This is a genomic window from uncultured Lamprocystis sp., assembly GCF_903933125.1.
In the GTDB taxonomy this organism is placed as follows: Bacteria; Pseudomonadota; Gammaproteobacteria; order Chromatiales; family Chromatiaceae; genus Thiodictyon.
Map to the genome: position 1 here is coordinate 1 of NZ_CAIZIZ010000180.1, position 18,981 is coordinate 18,981.

The 18,981-nt window shown below is 66.0% G+C and carries 15 protein-coding genes; 4 read left to right on the top strand and 11 right to left on the bottom strand.

Going from position 1 to position 18,981, the window contains the following annotated elements:
• The 7 genes from QZY03_RS09010 to QZY03_RS09040 all read right to left on the bottom strand — a co-directional run.
• Nucleotides 1–1,234, bottom strand: a 1,234-nt coding sequence (locus QZY03_RS09010) for a DUF58 domain-containing protein (protein WP_295580202.1), incomplete at its 3' end; no start/stop codon positions are given.
• 93 nt (nt 1,235–1,327) lie between these two features.
• The gene (locus QZY03_RS09015) at nt 1,328–2,314 is read right to left on the bottom strand and encodes a MoxR family ATPase (protein ID WP_295580203.1); all 987 of its coding nucleotides are present in this window, start codon (nt 2,312–2,314) and stop codon (nt 1,328–1,330) included.
• A 137-nt stretch (nt 2,315–2,451) separates the two neighbouring features.
• On the bottom strand, nt 2,452–3,669 hold the full coding sequence (locus QZY03_RS09020) for a DUF4350 domain-containing protein (RefSeq protein ID WP_295580204.1): 1,218 nt from the start codon (nt 3,667–3,669) through the stop codon (nt 2,452–2,454).
• On the bottom strand, nt 3,659–5,203 hold the full coding sequence (locus tag QZY03_RS09025; protein WP_295580206.1) for a DUF4129 domain-containing protein: 1,545 nt from the start codon (nt 5,201–5,203) through the stop codon (nt 3,659–3,661). The genes QZY03_RS09020 and QZY03_RS09025 overlap by 11 nt, the downstream gene beginning before the upstream one ends.
• The gene (locus QZY03_RS09030) at nt 5,193–6,173 is read right to left on the bottom strand and encodes a stage II sporulation protein M (protein WP_295580208.1); all 981 of its coding nucleotides are present in this window, start codon (nt 6,171–6,173) and stop codon (nt 5,193–5,195) included. Before QZY03_RS09030 ends, QZY03_RS09025 begins: the two co-directional genes overlap by 11 nt.
• Nucleotides 6,174–6,176: 3 nt before the next feature.
• Nucleotides 6,177–6,932, bottom strand: coding sequence for an RDD family protein (locus QZY03_RS09035; RefSeq protein WP_295580210.1), 756 nt, complete (start codon nt 6,930–6,932; stop codon nt 6,177–6,179).
• 27 nt (nt 6,933–6,959) lie between these two features.
• Nucleotides 6,960–7,604: a chorismate pyruvate-lyase family protein gene (locus QZY03_RS09040; protein ID WP_295580211.1), complete on the bottom strand. Its 645-nt coding sequence runs from the start codon at nt 7,602–7,604 to the stop codon at nt 6,960–6,962.
• Nucleotides 7,605–8,023: 419 nt separating this feature from the next.
• Here QZY03_RS09040 and QZY03_RS09045 point away from each other — a divergent pair, with 419 nt between their 5' ends.
• Nucleotides 8,024–8,218, top strand: a complete 195-nt coding sequence (locus QZY03_RS09045; RefSeq protein WP_020507086.1) for an alanine-zipper protein — start codon at nt 8,024–8,026, stop codon at nt 8,216–8,218.
• Here the strand turns inward: QZY03_RS09045 and QZY03_RS09050 are convergent.
• Nucleotides 8,197–9,210, bottom strand: a complete 1,014-nt coding sequence (locus tag QZY03_RS09050; RefSeq protein WP_295580214.1) for a L,D-transpeptidase family protein — start codon at nt 9,208–9,210, stop codon at nt 8,197–8,199. The genes QZY03_RS09045 and QZY03_RS09050 overlap by 22 nt on opposite strands.
• Nucleotides 9,211–9,230: 20 nt before the next feature.
• On the opposite strand from QZY03_RS09050, the gene QZY03_RS09055 reads away from it, so the two are divergent.
• Both QZY03_RS09055 and QZY03_RS09060 read left to right on the top strand, forming a co-directional pair.
• Complete coding sequence (locus QZY03_RS09055; RefSeq protein ID WP_295580223.1) at nt 9,231–11,291, top strand: translation factor GTPase family protein; 2,061 nt, start codon at nt 9,231–9,233, stop codon at nt 11,289–11,291.
• Between the two features lie 300 nt (nt 11,292–11,591).
• Nucleotides 11,592–14,312, top strand: coding sequence for a DUF2339 domain-containing protein (locus tag QZY03_RS09060; protein ID WP_295580216.1), 2,721 nt, complete (start codon nt 11,592–11,594; stop codon nt 14,310–14,312).
• A gap of 5 nt (nt 14,313–14,317) precedes the next feature.
• Here QZY03_RS09060 and QZY03_RS09065 read toward each other — a convergent pair whose 3' ends face one another.
• From QZY03_RS09065 to QZY03_RS09075, 3 genes are all read right to left on the bottom strand, one after another.
• Nucleotides 14,318–16,264 carry a nickel-dependent hydrogenase large subunit gene (locus tag QZY03_RS09065; RefSeq protein ID WP_295580224.1) on the bottom strand — a complete coding sequence of 649 codons (1,947 nt, stop codon included), beginning with the start codon at nt 16,262–16,264 and terminating at the stop codon, nt 14,318–14,320.
• Nucleotides 16,265–16,347: 83 nt separating this feature from the next.
• Nucleotides 16,348–17,454 (bottom strand): hydrogenase small subunit, encoded by a 1,107-nt coding sequence (locus QZY03_RS09070; RefSeq protein WP_295580217.1) that lies wholly within the window; start codon nt 17,452–17,454, stop codon nt 16,348–16,350.
• 129 nt (nt 17,455–17,583) lie between these two features.
• On the bottom strand, nt 17,584–18,012 hold the full coding sequence (locus tag QZY03_RS09075) for a hydrogenase expression/formation C-terminal domain-containing protein (protein WP_295580219.1): 429 nt from the start codon (nt 18,010–18,012) through the stop codon (nt 17,584–17,586).
• 242 nt (nt 18,013–18,254) lie between these two features.
• Between QZY03_RS09075 and QZY03_RS09080 the strand changes: the two genes are divergently transcribed.
• A complete protein-coding gene (locus tag QZY03_RS09080) occupies nt 18,255–18,686 on the top strand; it encodes a hypothetical protein (RefSeq protein ID WP_295580221.1) in 432 nt (143 codons plus the stop codon).
• Nucleotides 18,687–18,981: the final 295 nt, after the last annotated feature.

The window sequence follows — 18,981 nt, forward strand, 5'->3', positions numbered from 1 at the left end:
GCGACTGGATGCCCAGGTGCTGCAGGCGCTCCTGGTGCCGCTGGCGCTGGGCGAGCCAGCCGTGGACGCTGTGGAAGCGTAACGCCTCCTCAAGGTTCCCGATCGGCGCTTCCAGTGCCCGATCCAGGGCGGCCTCGCGCAAATCGGCGACCACCACCAGATGACGGCGGCGCAGGAGTTGGGCGGCCTGCTCCAGGCCCTCCTGATCCTCGTCCCGACTGTTGGTCAGGATCACCACCAGGGCGCGCCGCGGCATGGCGGCCAGCAGGGTGCGGGCTGCGGCCAGCGGGTCCGCGGCTTCCAGGCTGGGTTGCAGGTCGTAGACCGCCTCCAGCAGTCGGTTCACCGTGGCGGGCTCTTTGCGCGGGGCGAACCAGCGGCGCGGTCCGCCATAGGTCATGAGTCCGACCGCGTCCCCCTGGCGGACCGCGACATAGGCGAGCAGCAGCAGGGCGTTCAGCGCCTCGTCCAGGTGGCCGCGGCCTTGCGCGGCGTCGCGGTGGCGCATGCGCCGGCCGCAGTCGAGCAGGAACAGCAGGCGCTGGTCGCGCTCGTCCTGATACTCGCGGGCGATGACTTTACGCATCCGCGAGGTCGCTTTCCAGTCGATCTGACGCAGGGAGTCCCCCTCGCGATATTCTCGCAACTGGTGGAACTCGGCCCCGCTGCCGCGGCGCTGGAGTCGGCGCACGCCGAGTTGGGCCAGTTGATCGTTGGCGGCGAGCAGGGTGTAGCGGCTGATCTCGGCGAAGTTGGGAAAGACCCGCAGTGTCTGCGTCGGCGGCAGGCAGCGGGTGCGGACCCAGAGCCCCAGGGGTGACCGGGTGGCGACCGCGCAGCCGGTCATCGGGAAGTCGCCGCGCTCGGGCGGGGACAGGCGGTACTGGACCTCGGTCTGTCCGCCGGGTGGCAGCCGAAGCTCAACAGGCAGCCCCCGTGCGGCGAACGCGGCGGGGTGGAGGTCGTGCACGCGCAGTCGCAGCGTCTGAGCGGACGGATTGCCGACTTCCAGCCGTACCGGGCTCCAGACGCCCAGCGGCAGGGTGCGGCCCATGTGTCGGCGCAGCAGCGGGTCGGGCAAGCGCCGCAGGGCGAGCAGGTCGGCGAGCGCGACCCCGGCGATCAGTACCCCGCCCCATTGCCAGAGGACCCAGGCCCAAGGCTGCCAGGTGGCGGCGATGCCGACGGCGGTCCAGGCGGCGAGGGCGATGACGAGGGGGGGGCGGGGGGTCATGGCGAGTGGAGAGTAGAGAGTAGCGAGTAGCGAGTAGCGAGTAGCGAGTAGCGAGTAGCGAGTCGGCAGAAGGGGCGGTCCGCGTAGCGGACCCTACGAGCGCGGCGCTGGTACGGCCGCCAGCAGGTCGCCGAGGACGTCGTCCGGTCGGTAGCCCTCGATCTCCAGATCGGCGGTGAGCTTGATGCGATGGCGCAGGACGGCCGGCGCCATCGCTTTGACATCGTCCGGGGTCACGAAGGCCTTGCCCTCGGCCAGCGCATGGCCGCGGGCGGCCCGGACCAGGGCGATGCCGGCGCGCGGTCCGGGGCCGGTGTCGATGCCCTGCCAGTCGCGCGCGGCGCGGATCAGGCGCACCGCATAGTGCAGCACGCTGTCGTCCATGCGCAGGCGCGCCGCGACGACTTGCACCGCGGTGATGTCCTGGGTGTTCAGCACCCGGCTTACCCGCGAGGTGTCGAGTTGGTCGCCGATCTGCCCGTTGGTGACCTGGCGCACCAGGTCAAGCTCCTCCTGCTCGCCGGGGTAGTCGATGAAAATCTTGAGCAGGAAGCGGTCGAGTTGGGCCTGGGGCAAGGGATAGGTGCCCTCCTGCTCGATCGGATTCTGGGTGGCATAGACCAGGAAGGGCGCGGGCAGGGGCAGCGGCTGGCCCTCGATGGTGACCTGCTGTTCCTGCATCGCTTCGAGCAAGGCCGCCTGCGTCTTGGCCGGGGCACGGTTAATTTCGTCGCCCAGCAGCAGGTTGCAGAAGATGGGGCCGCGGCGGATGCGGAACTCCTCGGTTTTCATGTCGAATAAGGCGTGTCCGGTGACGTCGCTCGGCATCAGGTCGGGCGTGAACTGGATGCGCGCAAAACGTCCGCCCAGGGCCTGCGCCAGGCCGCGCACCAAGAGCGTTTTGCCGACCCCCGGCACGCCTTCGAGCAGGCAATGACCGGCTGCCGCCAGCGCCACGACCGACTCCCGGAGCACCTGGCGCTGTCCCACCAGCGCGCGCCCAACCGCGGCCTCCAGGGCTTGCAGGTGTGCCGCGGCCCGTGCGACCGCCTCATCCAATCCAGTGTCCGATTCGCTCATTCACGCCACCTCAGGCGATGTCCCGTCACAGTCATCCGATGGATCAAGCCGCCAGATTGAGTCTGCTGGAGTTCCAGCGCACTCTGCCACTAACCACTAACCACTAACCACTAACCACTAACCACTAACCACCAGGCTCACGGGCGCCGCGGCCTGGCCCCGTGCCAGAGCGCCTTGAGGACCTTGGTCTGCTCGATGAAGTCATGGGCGTCATCGGCCTGGGTCGTCAGGGCTGCACTCACCTGTTGCGGTAATAATCCGCTGGCCGCGGCGATGCCGGCGATCTGGTCGTGTTGCGCCAGTGGATGCAGGTCCGGGCGGCGCCGTTGCCAGACCGCGAAGACCTGTCGCCGCGTCGCCTCGACCAGTCCGGCGGCGCGCCCATGACGCCACAGGAAGGCCCCGGCGGCATCCAGGTGCTCGATCAGGTCGCGCCGCCGCCGGTTCGGGGCCTGCTCCAGCGGTCCAAGCCGCGCGCCCAACGACCAGACCCACACCAGGACCAGGATCGCCGCCGCGCTGATGCCTGCCGGTGCCGCGGTCCACAGGAGGGTCCCGAGCCAGGGAACCGCGCTGTCGTAGAGCAGCCAGACCTTGCCGCCGGGGGCCGGTTCAACCAGATAGGCGAGAAACAGGGCGTGGTCGTGGCGCCCGATCCGGTCGTTGGTGAGGAACAGGTGGTCGCTCGACACCGTGAGCATGCCTGCGCCGACCGGCAGGCGCACCATGCGCGTTCGCTCTCCGGCAATGATCTCGGTCGCGCCCGCGACGCCGGCGGCGTCCAGGTACCAGTCCGGATGAAAGGCGACGCTCAGCGGCTCGCTGCCGGGCATCCAGACCGCCTTGGTCAAGACTTGATCAAGGTCATCGCGGGCGCCCTCGTCGGACTTCTCCTTGGTCTCACGCAGCCTGATCCCGAAGGCGCCGGGCAGGTCGTCCGGATCCGGCGCGGCGGCCGGAGTCGCATCATCGGACGACGCCTCCGCATCGCCTGCATCGTCCCACAGGTCGACCGCTTCCACCACCAGCCGGCCGCCGTCCTGGAGCCAGGTGCGCAGCGCCGCCTGGCGCTCCGTGCTGAGCGGCCCCAGGCCATTGACGACCAGGGTGTCGGTGACGGGCGGGAGTTGCCGCAGCAAACCACGGCCGGCACTGCTCTCCACCGCAATCCCCAGGCGGGTGAGGAAGCGCTCGGCCGCGAGCATCGGATTGCGGCGGGCGGCCGCGGCGGCACCGATCGGGACCTCCCGGGTCCGGCGCTCGAAGTTGGTCAGAAACCAGGCGGTGAAGGCCGCCATGCCGATCAGGAGCAGACCGGTCAGCACCAGCGCCAGGGTGCGTCGCTCAGGCGCCATGGTCGGCTCCGTCCGGTGTCGGCGCGGCCGTGTCGGTCCAGCGCAGCCAGGCGGCGAGGTGCGCGGTGATCTGGTCCGGATCCGGCGCCCGCCGCGCGTAGGCCAGGGCCTCCCAATCGCGCGTCAGATGGCGCAACGGCGCCAGCTCGGATGCGTTCAGATGATAGGCCGCCAGGCGCAGGACCTCGCCCTCGGTGGCGCCCTCCGGGATCGCGACAGCGCACCGCGACAGGTGCGCGATGCTGCCGCGATAGAGCAGCGCCAGTGCACCGCGTGCATCCCCGGCGGCGAGGCGTGCGCGCACCGCGGCGGCCAGGTCGGTCGGGGTCTGATGGAAGTCAGTCGCCGGGGACGCCGCGCCGACGACCGGCGAGCGCTGCCGTCGCCGTCGTGTCTCGGGCCGCCAGTCGCGCAGGATGCGGCGCGCCAGCAGCGCGACCGCGGCGACGGCGCAGCTGATCAGCAGCCACTTCAACAGCGGTCCGAGGAGCAGCGCCAGCTCGCCCAGCCACCGCAGCCAGGGTGGCGTCTCGGTGGGTGCCTCATCCGGTCCGGTGATGGGCACCCAGACGGTCAGCTCACGGGTGCGGCCGAAGGTCTCGTCGGCGAGGACCTCGGCGATGATCGCCCGCGCCCCGGCAGCGTCCGGCCAGGGTGTCGCGGGTGTCGCGGCCTGAAGTCCGCCGCCCGGCCAGGTCACCGTCAGGGCGATCAACAGGGTGCTGACGAGCGTCATGGTCGAGGGTCGGCCAGGCCCGGTGCGTCGTCCCTGCCGGCCCGGTGTTCCGGTCCGCGGTGTCGACCCGGCGCTTCCCGCCTGGCGAAAGGCGAGTTCGAGGTCCCAGGCTTCCAGTTCGGTGCGGCGGCCGATATAAAGCGCAAAGCCGCCACAGATATAGAAGGGCGCGATCACCGAGGCGGCGAGCAGGTAACAGGCGCTGCTCAGCCAATAGGGCCAGGATTGCTCATCGGTCACGGCGGCGGCCAGATCGATGTCCGGCAGGCCCGCGGGGATCAGAAAATACAGGCCAAGCAGCAGTCCGCCCCAGAGGATGGCCTCGAAGTGATAGCAGATCAGCGTCAACCAGGCGGGGGTCCCGTCGCCCTCGATCAGGACCCGACGGCGGCGACGCACGGCCGTCCCGTGCAGTCCTTCCAGCAGGACGATGGGCAGATTGAACGAGCGGCTGACACTGAGCCGGCGCCAGAGCAGATAGGGGAGCAGTCGGCGGGTCCAGGCGGATCTGAAGATGACGCCGACGTCGCGCAGCGCCACCGGCTCGCCGAACAGCGCGCGGCTGCTCCAGAACACCAGTGGGGCCTCGTAGAGCGGCTTGAACCACCAGACCAGCACCAGCCACCAATCGGCTTGTCCCCCGACCAGGGCCAAGGCCGGGAGCGCCAGCACCAAGATCCCCAGCCACCACAACAGCCAGAGGGTCGGGAACCACAGGCGCGCCAGCGTGAAGCCCAGATCCACGCCCTCCCAGGAGCGGCGCGGGCGCAGGACGGCAGCGGCCCGGTCAAGCTCCATGAGGGTCACCTCTGCCGGCCAGGCTCAGATAGCCGGCGACCAGCATCCAGCCCAAGGCGCCGACCCCGTACTTGACTTCGGCTGGCGCGCCGCCGCCGGACCAGAAGGCCTCCACCACCGCGGCCAGCAGCAGCATCAGCGCGGCCCCGCCGACCAGCACCACCGCGTCGCGCGCGTTGGCGCGCAGGGCGGCCAGGCGGGTGCGGCGTCCGGGGGCGATCAATGCCTGGCCGAGCAGGAGTCCGGCCGCCCCGCTGATGGCGATGGCGGTCAGCTCATAGGGCGCGTGACTGCTGACAAAGGGCCAGAAGGTCGACTCGAAACCCAGTCGCGTCAGGTGGCCGGCCGCGGCGCCGATCGCCAGCCCGTTGAACAGCAGAATGATCACGCTGCCGAGTCCCAGCAGCAGTCCGCCGGCAAAGGTGCGGAACCCGATACCGATGTTGTTCATCACGTAATAGCCGAACATCTGAAAATCGGTGTCCGCCTGGCGCTGCGCGGCGCGTCCGACCTTGCGGTTCTGCGGGTCGTAGAGTGCTTCCAGATCGGTCACCTCGCTGCTGTCCATGAGGCTGTAAATCAGTTCCCCATTCTGGTAGCAGGCGACTCCCATGATCGCCATGGGCAGGAACAGTAAGGCCGCGGCCAGCCAGAAAACCGGCGCATGACGGCGCAGCGTACGGGGAAATCCGGCCGCCATAAAGGCCAGGGTCGGGGCCAGCAGCGCGGGCCGACGCTGGTACAGACAACGGTAGCCGCGCCGGACCAGGGCGTGCAGTTCGGCGATCAGCCCTGGGCTGTAATGACGTGCTCGGGCCAGGGCATAGTCGGCGCACAGCCGGCGGTAAAGCGCCGGAAAACGGACCGGCGCCGGGTCCGATCCGCGGCCACGGCGCTCCAGTGTGTCGAGGAGTTGACGGTACTCCTCCCACCGGTCCGCCCGGTCCGCTGCGAAGGGTTGTTGTCGCATGGTTCAGCGGCCCTTGGTCAGCCAGCTTGCGTAACCGGCGACCAGCGCAACCGCGGCGGGTCCACTCGGCCAGGTCTGGCCATCCGCGGCGGGGGGAAACCGGGCGAGCAGGATTTCGGCCAGTTCGATGCGTCGCGCCGCCGACAGCCGCGCCGCCCGTTCGTCGAAGGCGAGGATCGCCTGCGCGGCGGTCAGCGACAAGCCGGCGGGCGGCGGTCGAGGGGGCGTGTCGCGGTGTGCGGCGAGGGCCGCGGGGCGGGCCATGCGGTCTTCCGCATGGATGACCAGGGTGCCGGCCGCCAGATCGCCGAGTCGGCGGAAATCCCGATCGGCCAGGGTGCAGACTAAGCCGACACCGTAAAACAGCGGTAGAAAATCGATGACTCGCAAGAGGTTGCGGATCAACGACGCGGGCAGCCCCACCGGGGTGCCGTCGTCGTGGACGACCATCAACCCCAGCGTGCGTTTGCCGGGGGTGGCCCCGGTCCAGACTTCAAAGACCACCGGATAGCACCATTCGAGCAGGAAGCTGGTGATCAGGATCATCCCGGCCCCGAGACCGGCGAAGGCTGCCAGCGGCGTAAGGGCCAGGTAGACCAGGAGTCGAATACCGCCGTCAATGGTCAGTGCCAGGGCACGCACCGTCGGGCCGGCCGGGCGCAAACCCAGGTCGACACCCTCCGGGGTCTCGTTCAGACGGACGGTATCGCGGGGCGCCGCGACGGCAGGTCTGGCGCGGTCGTGCGCGAGGAAGTGCAACCTAGGTGAACGGGGAAACACGCTTGCTCAGGCGGGCGTCTGCCGCGTGTCCGACGGGCGCCCCGGCGGTGATCGCGGCGTGTCGCCCTGAAACAACGCCAGTGCAAAGCGTTCAGTGATGAGGATCACGGGGTGACCGCCGATGATGATGCGGTAGGTGCGGAACACCGATTCGCCGACCTCCCCTTCCGCGTCCCGCTCGACCCCGACGTCGAGCACCTCCCGATAGCTCTCGAGCCCGCTGTCACGGATCAGTGCACCAATGCCGATCTCGCGGTCGATCAGACGGCGGCGAAAGTCCTCGGGGATCAGTTCGGTGCGGATCAGCGACAAGGCCTCGGCAAAGGCGCGCCCGCTATGGACGCCGCGCAGGCGGGCATCGCGGACCAGGCACCGGGTCCCCGGCGTCAGACCAATCCAGGGCACCGCGGCCTGCGCCGTCTCGAAGCGTTGCTCCAGGGTGTCGACGGCCACGGGTTCCCAAAAATAGGCTTCCAGAATTTTGGTGACGGTCCCGTCGGTGACCAGGAGGGCGCGCAGGAACGGCGGGAGGGCGGCGAGCGGAATGGGCTCACCCCGGTCGTCGCGGATCTGGCCTTCCGCGACGTAGCCATCACAGCGGAACGGCGACATCGACGGGTCGTCCAGCGGGCGACCATAGTAGCGGCGCATAAATTGTGGACCTCGGCATAGGGCCTGTCGGGATCGTGGGCCTGGATCCCCAGCGTGGACCAAGATTGTGCCCGAGCGCAACCCGGCGTTCCAGCGACAACCCCGTGACCAGAGCTTGCCGCGTATGAACGTGTTTTCATTACAAGCTGGCGCTTCGTCAAGGCAGTTCCGGAAATTTCGTGTGGTTTCGCTCGATCGGATGTTGCAGTTCGGGTGTTTTTCACGCAAGCTTACACACCGGGTCCGACTCTTTCGGTCAAACCGTTCACGGTTCGCCAGGAGCGCACAATCGGATCTTGATCCACCGGGCATCCCTCGCATCGTTTTGGTGTAACGGATGCAGTATGGGGGATTCGGAAAAACCCGAACCTGTGGTATAAAAAGAGAGCCGATTGGCTCAACCTTTGGAGATTCTACCGATGACCAAGATCGTCAAGCTCGCTTCCCTGTCCGCCGCTGCCCTGATTGGCGCCTCCCTACTGAGCGCCTGCACCGACTCCACCGCTCGTGAGATGGCTCAGCAAGCCCTCGACGCCGCCAAGGGCGCCCAGGCCTGCTGCGATGCCAACACCGAGCGTCTGGATCGCATGTATCAGAAAATCATGTCCAAGTGAAGCCTGTCGGCTGAACTGCGCCGGCTTCCCACAAGTTGCGGGAGGCCGGTGTTTTCCTTGACCGCCTGCTCCACCGCCTTCCAGTCCATCGTCAGCCCATCAGCGTTCGCCACCGACTCCGGGATGACCGAGCGCGCCGCCTTCCGTTTGCTTTCGTCGTCGATGTGGACCTCCAGATAGAGGTCATCCCCAAGCCATCCGAGCTTGTAGGGTTGGTCGACGATCATCACCGTCGTGCCCTCGCTCACCTGCGGGAACAATTCCTCAATCCCCTCGTTGTTCATGCGGATACAGCCGTGGCTGACCTGCATTCCCAAGCCCCAGGGTTTATTGGTGCCGTGGATCAGATAGCCGGGAACGGACAGCCGCATGGCGAACTGCCCCAGCGGATTGTCAGGACCGGCGGGCACCACCGCCGGCAGAATGTCACCATTGGCCGCGTGCTCAGCCCGAATCGAGGCCGGCGGCGTCCAGGTGGGGTCTTTGACTTTCTTGGAAATGGAGAAGGTTCCGAGCGGCGTACTCCAGCCCTCACGCCCGATGCTGATCGGATAGCTCTGGATCTCGTCCGGGTTGCCGGGTGGGTAGTAATACAGGCGCATCTCCGGGCGGTTCAGTACCAGACCGCGGCGCGGGGTGTTGGGCAGGACGAAAAAGGTCGGAATCAACACATCGCTGCCGTCGCCCGGCACCCAGATGTCGACCTTGGGGTTCGCCTGGTCCATATCCTGATAGCCCAACTGGTTCTGCCGTCCGATGTCCAGCAGGGTGTCGTGATTGCGGCTCTTTACATAGAAGGGCACGCCGATCACGCTATCACCCGGGTGCGCCAGCCGGAAGGTATCGGCCTGGACGCCGGGTGCCCAGACTTGGCCGAGACTCAGGCCCAGGGCCGCGGCGCCGGCCAGCCAGCGACCGCCTCGTGCCCTGGCGGGCGCCGCGGCGTGCGGTCGCTTCCGGTCGGGTTGCCTGTTTATATTCAGATTGTTCACTCTATTACCTCGTAAGCATGATGAAGAAATTGTCGCGATTGTCGCACGTCCGCAATATCGGGGTCGCGGCTCATGTGGATGCCGGCAAGACCACGCTGACCGAGCGTATCCTGTTTTACACCGGCGCTTCCTACAAAATCGGTGAGGTCCATGATGGGGCCGCTCACATGGATTACCTGGCCGAGGAGCAGCGTCACGGCATCACCATCACCGCGGCGGTCACCAAGGCGCCGTGGCGGGAACACCTGATCCAGGTGGTGGATACCCCCGGTCATGTCGACTTCACCATCGAGGTGGAGCGTGCCATGCGGGTGCAGGACGGCTGCATCCTGGTTCTGGACGGGGTGCGCGCCGTCGAGCCCCAGACCGAGACCGTGTGGCGCCAGCGTGCCCGATTCAATCTTCCGGCGCTCTTTTTCATCAATAAGATGGATCGTCCCGGTGCCGACTATCGGCAGGCGTTGGCGGCCATCAGGCAGCGTCTCAAGGGTGAACCCGCGCCGATCACGGTCCCGCTGCCCGACGAACAGGCAGTGGTCCATTTGATCGACCGGACGCTGATTCGTTTCATGGGCGAGCAAGGCGAGTTGCTGGAGGCCCAGCCCTGCCCCGACGACCTATGGGCGCAACTGGCCGCCGACCGGGAGGCCCTGGGTCTGGCCGCCGCCGAGTTCGATGAGTCCCTGATCGAGCAGGTGCTGGCGGGCGAGACACCGGAGCCTGAGGTCCTGCGCGCTGCCATCCGTCGCGGAACCCTGGCCGGGCGCTTGTTTCCCTGTTACGGCGGCAGTGCCTTGCGCAATCTCGGGGTCCAGCCGGTGCTGGACGGGGTGATCGACTTCCTGCCGGCCCCTCTCGACCGCCCGCCCGCCATCGGCCGCCGCCCCGACGGCGGCAGCGAGGAGGTGGTGCTGGGCGGAGACGGTCCCCTGGTTGCGCTGGCTTTCAAGGTGCAGCTCTGGGATGGTCGGCGCCATGTGTTTGCCCGGATTTATCGCAATACCCTGAAAGCAGGCGACCCGGTGGAATTCGTCGGACCGGATGGCCAAACCCGCCGTGAACAGGCCGCCCGCCTGTTCGACATCGACGCCGGCAAGAAGACCAAGGTCGATCAGGCCGAGCCGGGTCAGATCGTCCTGATCGCCGGTCTGCGCTTCGCCACGACCGGCGATACCCTGTGTGCTCCCGGTCACCTGATCGGTCTGGAGCGGATCGAGGCGCGCGCCCCGGTCCTGGGTCTGGCCATCGAACCGGGCGCCGGGACCGATGAGGAACGCCTGCTGGAGGTCCTGGACAAGGTCACTCAGGAGGATCCCACCCTGGCGGTGGAAGAGGATCCTGAGACCGGCCAGCGGTTGCTCAAGGGGATGGGCGAATTGCATCTGCAGATGGTCCTGGAGCGGTTGGGGCGTGAGTTCGGGGTGCAGGTGCGCAGCGGGCGCCCGGCCGTGGCGGTGCGCGAGACCATTCGTCGCGGCGCGGCGGCCGACGCCTTGTTTACGACGCCGCCGCTGCCCGACAGCAAACACCTGGACCTCATGGCGCGGGTCGCACTGGCGGTGGAGCCGCTGACGCGCGGTGCCGGTACGCGCGTGGACGTGACGCCGCGGGTGTTGCCTGAGGGCGCTGTCCTGAGTGACGAGCAGCGTCGGGCCATCGCGTCGGGTCTGCACGGCGCGCTCGACTCCGGCCCACTGCAAGGCGCCGCGCTCATGGATCTGGCCGTCCAGGTCCGCGAGGCCGAGTTGTTCGGAGCGGGCTCCACCCCGGAGGCCCTGGCGGCGGCAGCCGGCAAGGCCTTGCGCAAGGCGTTGGAGGAGGCTCAGCCGGTCCTCATGCAGCCGGTGATGGCGCTGGAGGTGATCATTCCGGAGGCGAACCTGGGAGCGGTCCTGGGGGATCTGCAGGCGCGTGCCGCCCTGATCCTGGAAACCCGTACTGGCGACACCGCCGACGGCAACGCCGCGATCCGTGCCGAGGCGCCGCTTGCCGCTCTGCTCGGCTATACCACAACGCTGCGCAGTCAGACCCAGGGACGCGGCCAGTTCAGCATGGAGTTTCTGCGGTTCGATATCCCCTGAGGGGCAGGCGCCGCACCAAAAAAAAGCGCGACCTGAGTCGCGCCTTAAAGTTACCACCAAAGGAGGATGGAGGAGTGCACCGAAGCGCGTTCGCTTCAGTACATCAACAGTTTCTTATATACCGGCGCTCTTGTCAAGTCCCCCGTAGTCTGATAACGCGCGCGAACGCACATTTTCAGTTCAACGTGCAACCTGGCGTCGGCGTGATCGTGTCGGTTCCAGCAACAGTTTAGTTTAGTTGGTTTTTTCTGCGTTTCGTCAGCCTGCCGGTGCCGTCTGTCGGAACTGGAGTGAGTCGCGATGCTGCCCGTCTTGTTTGCACTGCTCGGGATCGCCATCGGCGGGCCATTGTTCGGTGACTGGTTCGCCTCCGCGCTCGCCGGTCTTGCCCTTGGTCTGATCGTCGATCTGCGTCGGCGGGTGGCCGCCCTGGAGCTTGAGCGTGCGCTCAGACGCTTGCGTGAGAGTGTACCGGCGCCGCGGCCGACGACTGAACAGACCACTGAACGGGTCGCCGAACCGGATTCCACACTGCTTTTCTCGCGGTCCGTGCCGCCCTTCCGCGCGACCACGACCGCGGAGACCGCTGCCGCGCGGGAGATCGACATCCTCGCCGAGTGGGATAGGCCCGCCGACCGGGCCGGATCCGCGCGTGCCGACACCGCGGTGCCGCCCGCAGCCGCTGAGCCCTGGTGGGTCTTTGCCCGCGACTGGCTCCTGGGCGGCAACCTCATGGTGCGGGCCGGCGTGGTGGTGTTGTTCTTCGGCGTCGCCTTTCTGCTCAAACTTGCCGCGGAACACGCCCTGCTGCCCATCGAACTGCGGCTGAGCGCAGTCGCCGTCGGCGGACTCCTGCTGCTGTCGCTCGGCTGGCGCCTGCGGCAGTCGCGGCCGCTTTACGGGCTGGCGCTGCAGGGCGGCGGGGTCGGGTTGTTTTATCTCACGGTGTTCGCGGCGCTGCGGCTCTATGCCCTGATTCCGCCCGGTCCCGCCTTCGCCGTCCTGGCGGTGGTGGCGGCCGGTGCCGCCGCTCTGGCCGTGCTTCAGAACGCCCAGGTGCTGGCGGTGCTCGGCGCCGCCGGCGGCTTTCTGGCGCCGATCTTGACCGCCGCGGGGACCGATAGCCATGTCGGCCTCTTCTCTTACTATTTGGTGCTCAATCTCGGCATTCTGGTGATCGCCTGGTTCCGCCCCTGGCAAGGGCTGAACCGGGTGGGCTTCGTCTTTACCTTCGTCATCGCCTCGGTGTGGGGCTACCGGTTCTATCGGCCGGACCAGTTCACCAGCACCGAGCCCTTCCTGATCGCCTTTGTGGTGCTGTATGTGGCCGTGGCCCTGCTGTTTGCGCGCCGCCAACCGACGGAGTCGCGTGACCAGGTGGATGCGAGCCTGGTGTTCGGCGTCCCGCTGGTGGGGTTCGCACTCCAGACAGGGTTGGTGCAGCGGTATGAGTACGGTCTGGCCTGGAGCGCGTTCGCCGCGGCGGTCTTCTACATCGGTCTGGCCGGCCTCGGGTTCGCGCGCCGCGGCGCCGTGCCGCGACTGATGACCGAGGTCTTCCTGGCCATCGGCGTGGTCTTCGCCACCCTGGTTGTGCCCTTGGCCCTGGATGCCCGCTGGACCGCCGGTCTGTGGGCCTTGGAAGGGGCGGCCATGGTGTGGGTGGGCGGCCGTCAGGGCCGGCTCGCACCCCGCCTGTTCGGTTATCTGTTGCAGGTCGGGGCGGCACTGGCGTTGCTCCTGGCCGTCTGGGAAGCTCCGCCGGATTTGCCGATGCTGAACGGTCTCTTCCTTGGCGCGCTTGGCGTCGCACTCGCCGGGCTCTACACCGCGTGGCACCTCCAGCGTCGCCCGGACGCGGTTCCGTGGGAGGTGCTGCTGTATCGGCCCTTCCTGGTTTGGGGGTTGCTGTGGTGGTACGGCGCCTGGATCGCCGAGATCGTCGATCAGGTGGGCCAGGTGTCGCGGTTGGTCACCGTGCTGGCGCTCTGCTTCACCGTGTCCGCCTTGCTCGCCGATTGGTTGCGCCGGATGCTCCCCTGGACGGATCTGCGCTGGCCGGTACGCGCACTGCTGCCGCTGCTCTACCTGCTGTTACCGCTGGCCGGCTGGTCGCTCGACCATCCATTCGCGGATTGGAGTCTGGTCGGCTGGGGGGCGGGACTGCTGGGCCATCTCTATCTGCTGCGCCGGGAGGAGGAGGGGGCGGCGTCCGAACCCATGCTGCTCGTCCTGCTGCATCAGGCCGGGCTTTGGCTGGTCCTGATCCTGCTCGCCTGGGAGTCTGCCTGGCGGCTGGAGCACTGGATGCAGGGTGCCGACACCTGGCCGTCACTGGCCTGGGCCCTGGTCCCGGCGGCCGGGATGCTCATCCTGCGGCACCTGGGCGGGCGGCTCCCCTGGCCGGTGTCGGCGTACCCGCGGCTGTATCGGGAGCAGGCCCTGGTGCCGGTCGGGTGCTTTCTCTGGGCCTGGGTCCTGGTGTCCTGTCTCGTCAGTCGGGGCGACCCTGCTCCCTTGGCCTTCTTGCCGCTGCTGAACCCGCTGGATATGGGTATCGGGCTTGCTCTGCTGGTCCTGGCCGATTGGCTCTATCGGGTCGACCCGGACGCGGCTGCCGCGGCGCCGGACCGACCCGCCCGGCGTTGGCCCTTCGTCCCCTGGGCACTGGGCCTCACCCTGTTTCTCTGGCTCAACAGCGCCTGGTTCCGGACCGCCTATCACTGGCTGGGTGTAGGGTTCTCGCCCGCGGCCATGCTCGGCTCCCAGACCGTACAGGCGGGGCTGGCCGTACTTTGGGCTTTGGCCGGGCTGATCTGCATGGTGCTGGGCCACCGCCTGGCGCAACGCCGGGCTTGGTTCGCCGGCGCCGCGCTCATGGCCGTGGTGGTGCTCAAGCTATTCCTGGTGGACCTGTCCAGTTCAGGTACCCTGGCACGCATCGTCGCCTTCCTGTCGGTGGGCGTGCTGCTCTTGGTGGTCGGCTATGTCGCGCCGCTGCCGCCGCGCGGAAAGGCTTGACCCTGCTACGCGCAACTCATGCCTGACACTCGGGTGGTCGAACCGACGCCATGATTCACATCCACCTGTACCAACGGCTCGCCGTCCGGGTCGACGATATGGACCGCGCAACCGATGCAGGGGTCAAAGCTGTGAATTGTCCGCAGCACCTCCAGCGGCTGCTTGAGATTGGCCAGGACATGGCCGCGCAAGGCCTCTTCATAAGGCCCGGGCGCGCCGTCGAGATCGCGTGGCCCGGCGTTCCATTGGCTGGCAACAACACATTGGTAGTTATCGATCAGGCCCGAAACACGATTGAGCTTCACCCAGTGACCCAGGGCCCCGCGCGGTGCTTCAGTGAAACCGAATCCAACCTGCACGGGCCACAGCGTGGGCTGTTGAAGGCGCGTGAAGGTGTTGGGATTCCAATAGGCACCCGCTCTGTTGTCGTAATAAAGCTGATACCATCCAGCATAGGCGGCGGTACCCGCCGCCCGACCGGCGATCTGGTCGGCGATGATCTTGGTCTCCAGAACGCGACAGAAAATTCGCCCCAGGGTCGAATTAAGCTGAGTGAAGGTGAGCCCCAGACCGCCCTGCGCCGTTGGATTGATCCAGAATTTCTGAACATACCCGCGAACCAGCTTGTCCGTGGGCTGGGCGTTCGCGGTGCCGCCCCGTGCATGCATTGTCAAGATATGTGCCAGCGGCCCGACTTCCATCGGCTGACCGTCGTAGCGGGGTGACTTGATCCAGGAATACCTGGCATTTTCATCAAGCATGTATTTTGAGGTGCCATCCGGGTTACGGCCTTGATCAGGCAAGGGTCCGTCATAATACAGCTCAGTCTCGCCAACGGACGGATGTTCACCGGTATCCGAGCCCAGATACCAGGCATGGGCAACGTTCTCGGTCACTTTTTTCTCATCGAAGGGAGCCAGCGTCGTCGGCGCATGTGCCCAGATGACGCCTCGGGGAAAAATGTAACCGGCAGGATAGTCGATCGCGCCATCAGTGAACTCCCGCTTCACCAGCGCCGGGTCCGGGAACTCGCCGTAGCACAAAAAATTCCCAGCGGTTGCGCCAAAATCAGCCCACTCCTTATACCGCTTCGCCACCAAGATCACGTCGGGGAGATAGACCTGATCGACAAATGCCTTCATCCTTGCCACGGCGGTCTTGATGGTCGCCAAGCCCGCGGTGTTGAGCGAGGTGCCGCCCTTGTCATCATTGACCGTCCCGGTATTGCTGCTGAGTGTGCAGGGCATGCCGCCTACCACCAGATTGGGATGGGGATCCTTGCCGCCGAAGACTGTATGTAGCTTGACCACCTCCCGTGCCCAGGCCAGCGCCTCGAGATAGTGGGAGACAAGCAACAGGTTTTCTTCCGGGCTCAGTTTGTATGCGGAGTGACCCCAATACCCATTCGCGAAGAGGCCAAGCTGACCCCGGCTCACCAGGTTGTTCAGCTTGCTCAGGACAGTCTGAAAATAGGCGGCGTTCGGGAGTGCGCCGTTGTTCGGCTTATAGGTGCCATTGTTGATCCTGGCCAAGGCGGCAGTGCTGGTCGGATTCGCTTTCATGGCACTGACCACATCCACCCAGTCCAGCGCGTGGAGATGGTAGAAATGCATGACATGATCGTGGACATACTGTGCGCCGATCATCATGTTTCGGATGTAGTCGGCATTCTTGGATACCTTGATGCCGATCGCGTGCTCTACGGCGCGCACCGAGGTCAAGCCATGCACTACGGTGCAGACGCCGCAGATCCGTTGGGTAAAAGCCCATGCATCCCGTGGGTCGCGGCCTTGGAGAATCTTTTCCAGCCCCCGTACCATCGTACTGGCGCTGAGTCCGGGGTCCGTGATGGTGCCGCCGCCCTTGCCGTCCGGCACGGCATGCGCTTGTATGCGCAAATGACCCTCAATGCGGGTGACGGGATCGATGATGACATTCGGGGTAGCAGCCATTCGCGTTCTCCTGGCATTGCGTATCTGTTCGTGTTCGCGGCAGCGGTGCAGGGAATCCACCCGACGGATGGCCCCCGGTGGTTCTAGTCGTCATCATCACCGTTATCGTCATGACAGGTGTTGCACGGAAGGCCGCGACTATGGCCCGAGCCTGAGGCGATCGGGATGTAGAACCCTTTTTCGTTGTTCCGGTTGAGACGATCCCAGAAATCCGGCTCTGAGCACCCGATGCACCCATGTCCGGACATCATCGGGAAACTGGTGCCCTGGTTCCAGCGGACACGTGAGCAGGCGTTATGAGTGACCGGACCCTTGCACCCAAGCATATACAGGCACTTACCTTTGCGGGAGTTGGCGTCATCGAAGGCCCGCGCTAATGGGCCCTCCTCAAAGGATTCTTTGCGATAGCAGTCCTCATGAACCGTATCGCCATAGAACACCGTGGGCCGGCGCAGTGAGTCCAGCTTTGGCATTCCTTTACTCAAATAGTAGAGGATGACTCCGGTAATCACCTCGGGAATTGGAGGGCACCCCGAGACATTGATCAATGGCTTGGAAATTCTTAGGTTCGCCATCAGATCGCCGATCGAACGAGCATCAGTTGGATTGGGGTCAGCCTTTGGCAGACCGCCAAAGCTCGCACAGGTTCCGACTGCGACGATCAAAGCCGCTTTCTTGGCGGCCTCTCGAAAGCGGGCAACGCCGCTGCGTTCACCGCTGATGAAATAGCCGCTATCCCAGCGTGCAGGAATGGACCCATCCACGACCAGGACATAACCTGACTTGGCGGTGACGGACAGGAGTTGCGCTTCCGCCTGATCACCTGCCGCCGCCATCAGCGTTTCCTGGTAATCCAGCGAAATCATGTTCAGAATCAGGTTGTCGATGGTCGTGCCGCCGCCGAAGGCAAACGAGTTGACCATGGACTCCAGGCAGCCCGTGCATTCCTGAAATGACATGTAGACGACCGAAGGCAAGGTCGTTGAAGTGGCGGCCTGTGCCAGTCGTGGTACCACCGATTGAGGCAACGCGAGCAGTGACGCCAATCCCGCGCAGTAGGACATGAAGCGCCGCCGACTGATGCCGAGTTGCAATAGCCGCTCCGCCGTTGCTTCGTCGAACGTGACGTCGTCGCCCGAACCCACCTGCATTTGTGAGTGATCCGATCTGCTCGGTGTATCGGTGCTCATGGTCGTATCTCCGCATTTTGTGTTTGGCGCGGGGGTGATGACTGCCCACCCCCGCCCTAGGCCTGCCGGCTAAGCAGCCGCTCAGTCCGTGGATTGCCGGACCGGTCCTGTCGATGACGTCGCCATTCCCTAAGGCGGTGAGGGCTCGGCGAGCGCCTGTCGAAGACGCTGCAAACCGGCACGCATGTCGATAACATGGGATTTCAAAATATCCGGTAAATCCGTGATTTCGATCAGTTCCGTCACGATACTGCCCTGCTCGTTGCGATGCGTGACCCACCATATTCCAGAATATTGCGTTTCTCTGATTTCAATTGTGACATCGGTCTCAACTTTGGCGCTTACCTCGCCCACCGACAACGCATCCTTGAGGGACTGGTAGGTGGCCGCATCCATATGCGGCACGGCTCGCAAGTCGATAGCGGTAGCGACTTTTGATGTGAGGAACTGCGCGAGTGTGTTTGCAATGTTATTCAGAATTGCTGTCACCAGGGGCGACTCGACGACCTGGCTTTCGCCGGGTTCGGCCTGTACCGGAATATCACTCAAGCGGGTCATGGGACTCGGGGTCGATGCAGTTGGGGATATGGAATGAGGCTTTCACGGATAGCACGCGCCGCCTCGGATTCAAATCGTACGCCTTGTAAGCTTAAAGATACCTTAAAGCGACCGAGAAAAAGCGCATCTATCAGGACCGCCTGCGCGTCGCCGAGTATTTCTGGTACGACCCCTGGAACCCGGAGGACTTCGCCGGCTTCACCCTCGCGGACGGGCGGTACCGACCGCTGCTGCCGCGCACCGTGGGCCGGATACCCAGTCCGCTGCTGGGGCTCGACCTGTGCTGGTGGGACGGCAGCTACGGCGGTGTCGAGACCCGCTGGATTCGTTGGGCGACGCCTGACGGGCAACTGCTGCCGACCGAGGCCGAGGCGGCCATTGCCGCGGCTGAAACGGCCCGGTTGGCGGCTGAAGCGGCCAAGTCTGAAGCGGAGGCCGCCAAGTCAGCGGCCGAAGCGGCCAAATCGGAAGCCGAAGCAGCCAGATCAGCGGCCGAAGCCGCCAAATCGGAAAGCAAAGCTGCAAAATCGGAAGCCCAGGCGGCCAAGTCGCAGGCCGAAACCGCTGTCCGCCAACTCGCCGCCGAGGCCGAGCGCGCGGCGGCGGCCGAGACCCGCGCCCGCGATGCCGAGGCGGAATTGGCGCGGCTGCGGATGCGCGTATCGGGGTCTTGATCATCGTTCCGGCCGGCCGCGGAGGGTCCGCACAGCGGACCCTACGGTAAGACCGTGACCTGTAGGGTCCGCTGTGCGGACCGACGGATTTCCTACCACGCGGGCTCAACCTCCGGGGATTCGGGCGACGCAACCGGAGGCCGACGCTTTAGCGGGCGGCGGTGCCGGGTCCGGCTGAAGCCTCGAACTCCGGTCTGTGGTGCGCGTGCATGATCATGGTTCCGCTACCCCGAAAGATGAATGTCCCCCGTGGGAGCGGCGTCCCGCCGCGATGCGGTGCCGCGGTGACCGCGAA

Bases quoted from the DNA above. Each gene is read 5' to 3' on its own strand.
- QZY03_RS09020 (WP_295580204.1), bottom strand. From the start codon at position 3,669: ATGGCGCCTGAGCGACGCACCCTGGCGCTGGTGCTGACCGGTCTGCTC.
- QZY03_RS09025 (WP_295580206.1), bottom strand. From the start codon at position 5,203: ATGGAGCTTGACCGGGCCGCTGCCGTCCTGCGCCCGCGCCGCTCCTGG.
- QZY03_RS09030 (WP_295580208.1), bottom strand. From the start codon at position 6,173: ATGCGACAACAACCCTTCGCAGCGGACCGGGCGGACCGGTGGGAGGAG.
- QZY03_RS09065 (WP_295580224.1), bottom strand. From the start codon at position 16,264: ATGGCTGCTACCCCGAATGTCATCATCGATCCCGTCACCCGCATTGAG.
- QZY03_RS09075 (WP_295580219.1), bottom strand. From the start codon at position 18,012: ATGACCCGCTTGAGTGATATTCCGGTACAGGCCGAACCCGGCGAAAGC.
- QZY03_RS09040 (WP_295580211.1), bottom strand. From the start codon at position 7,604: ATGCGCCGCTACTATGGTCGCCCGCTGGACGACCCGTCGATGTCGCCG.
- QZY03_RS09070 (WP_295580217.1), bottom strand. From the start codon at position 17,454: ATGAGCACCGATACACCGAGCAGATCGGATCACTCACAAATGCAGGTG.
- QZY03_RS09055 (WP_295580223.1), top strand. From the start codon at position 9,231: ATGAAGAAATTGTCGCGATTGTCGCACGTCCGCAATATCGGGGTCGCG.
- QZY03_RS09015 (WP_295580203.1), bottom strand. From the start codon at position 2,314: ATGAGCGAATCGGACACTGGATTGGATGAGGCGGTCGCACGGGCCGCG.
- QZY03_RS09060 (WP_295580216.1), top strand. From the start codon at position 11,592: ATGCTGCCCGTCTTGTTTGCACTGCTCGGGATCGCCATCGGCGGGCCA.
- QZY03_RS09045 (WP_020507086.1), top strand. From the start codon at position 8,024: ATGACCAAGATCGTCAAGCTCGCTTCCCTGTCCGCCGCTGCCCTGATT.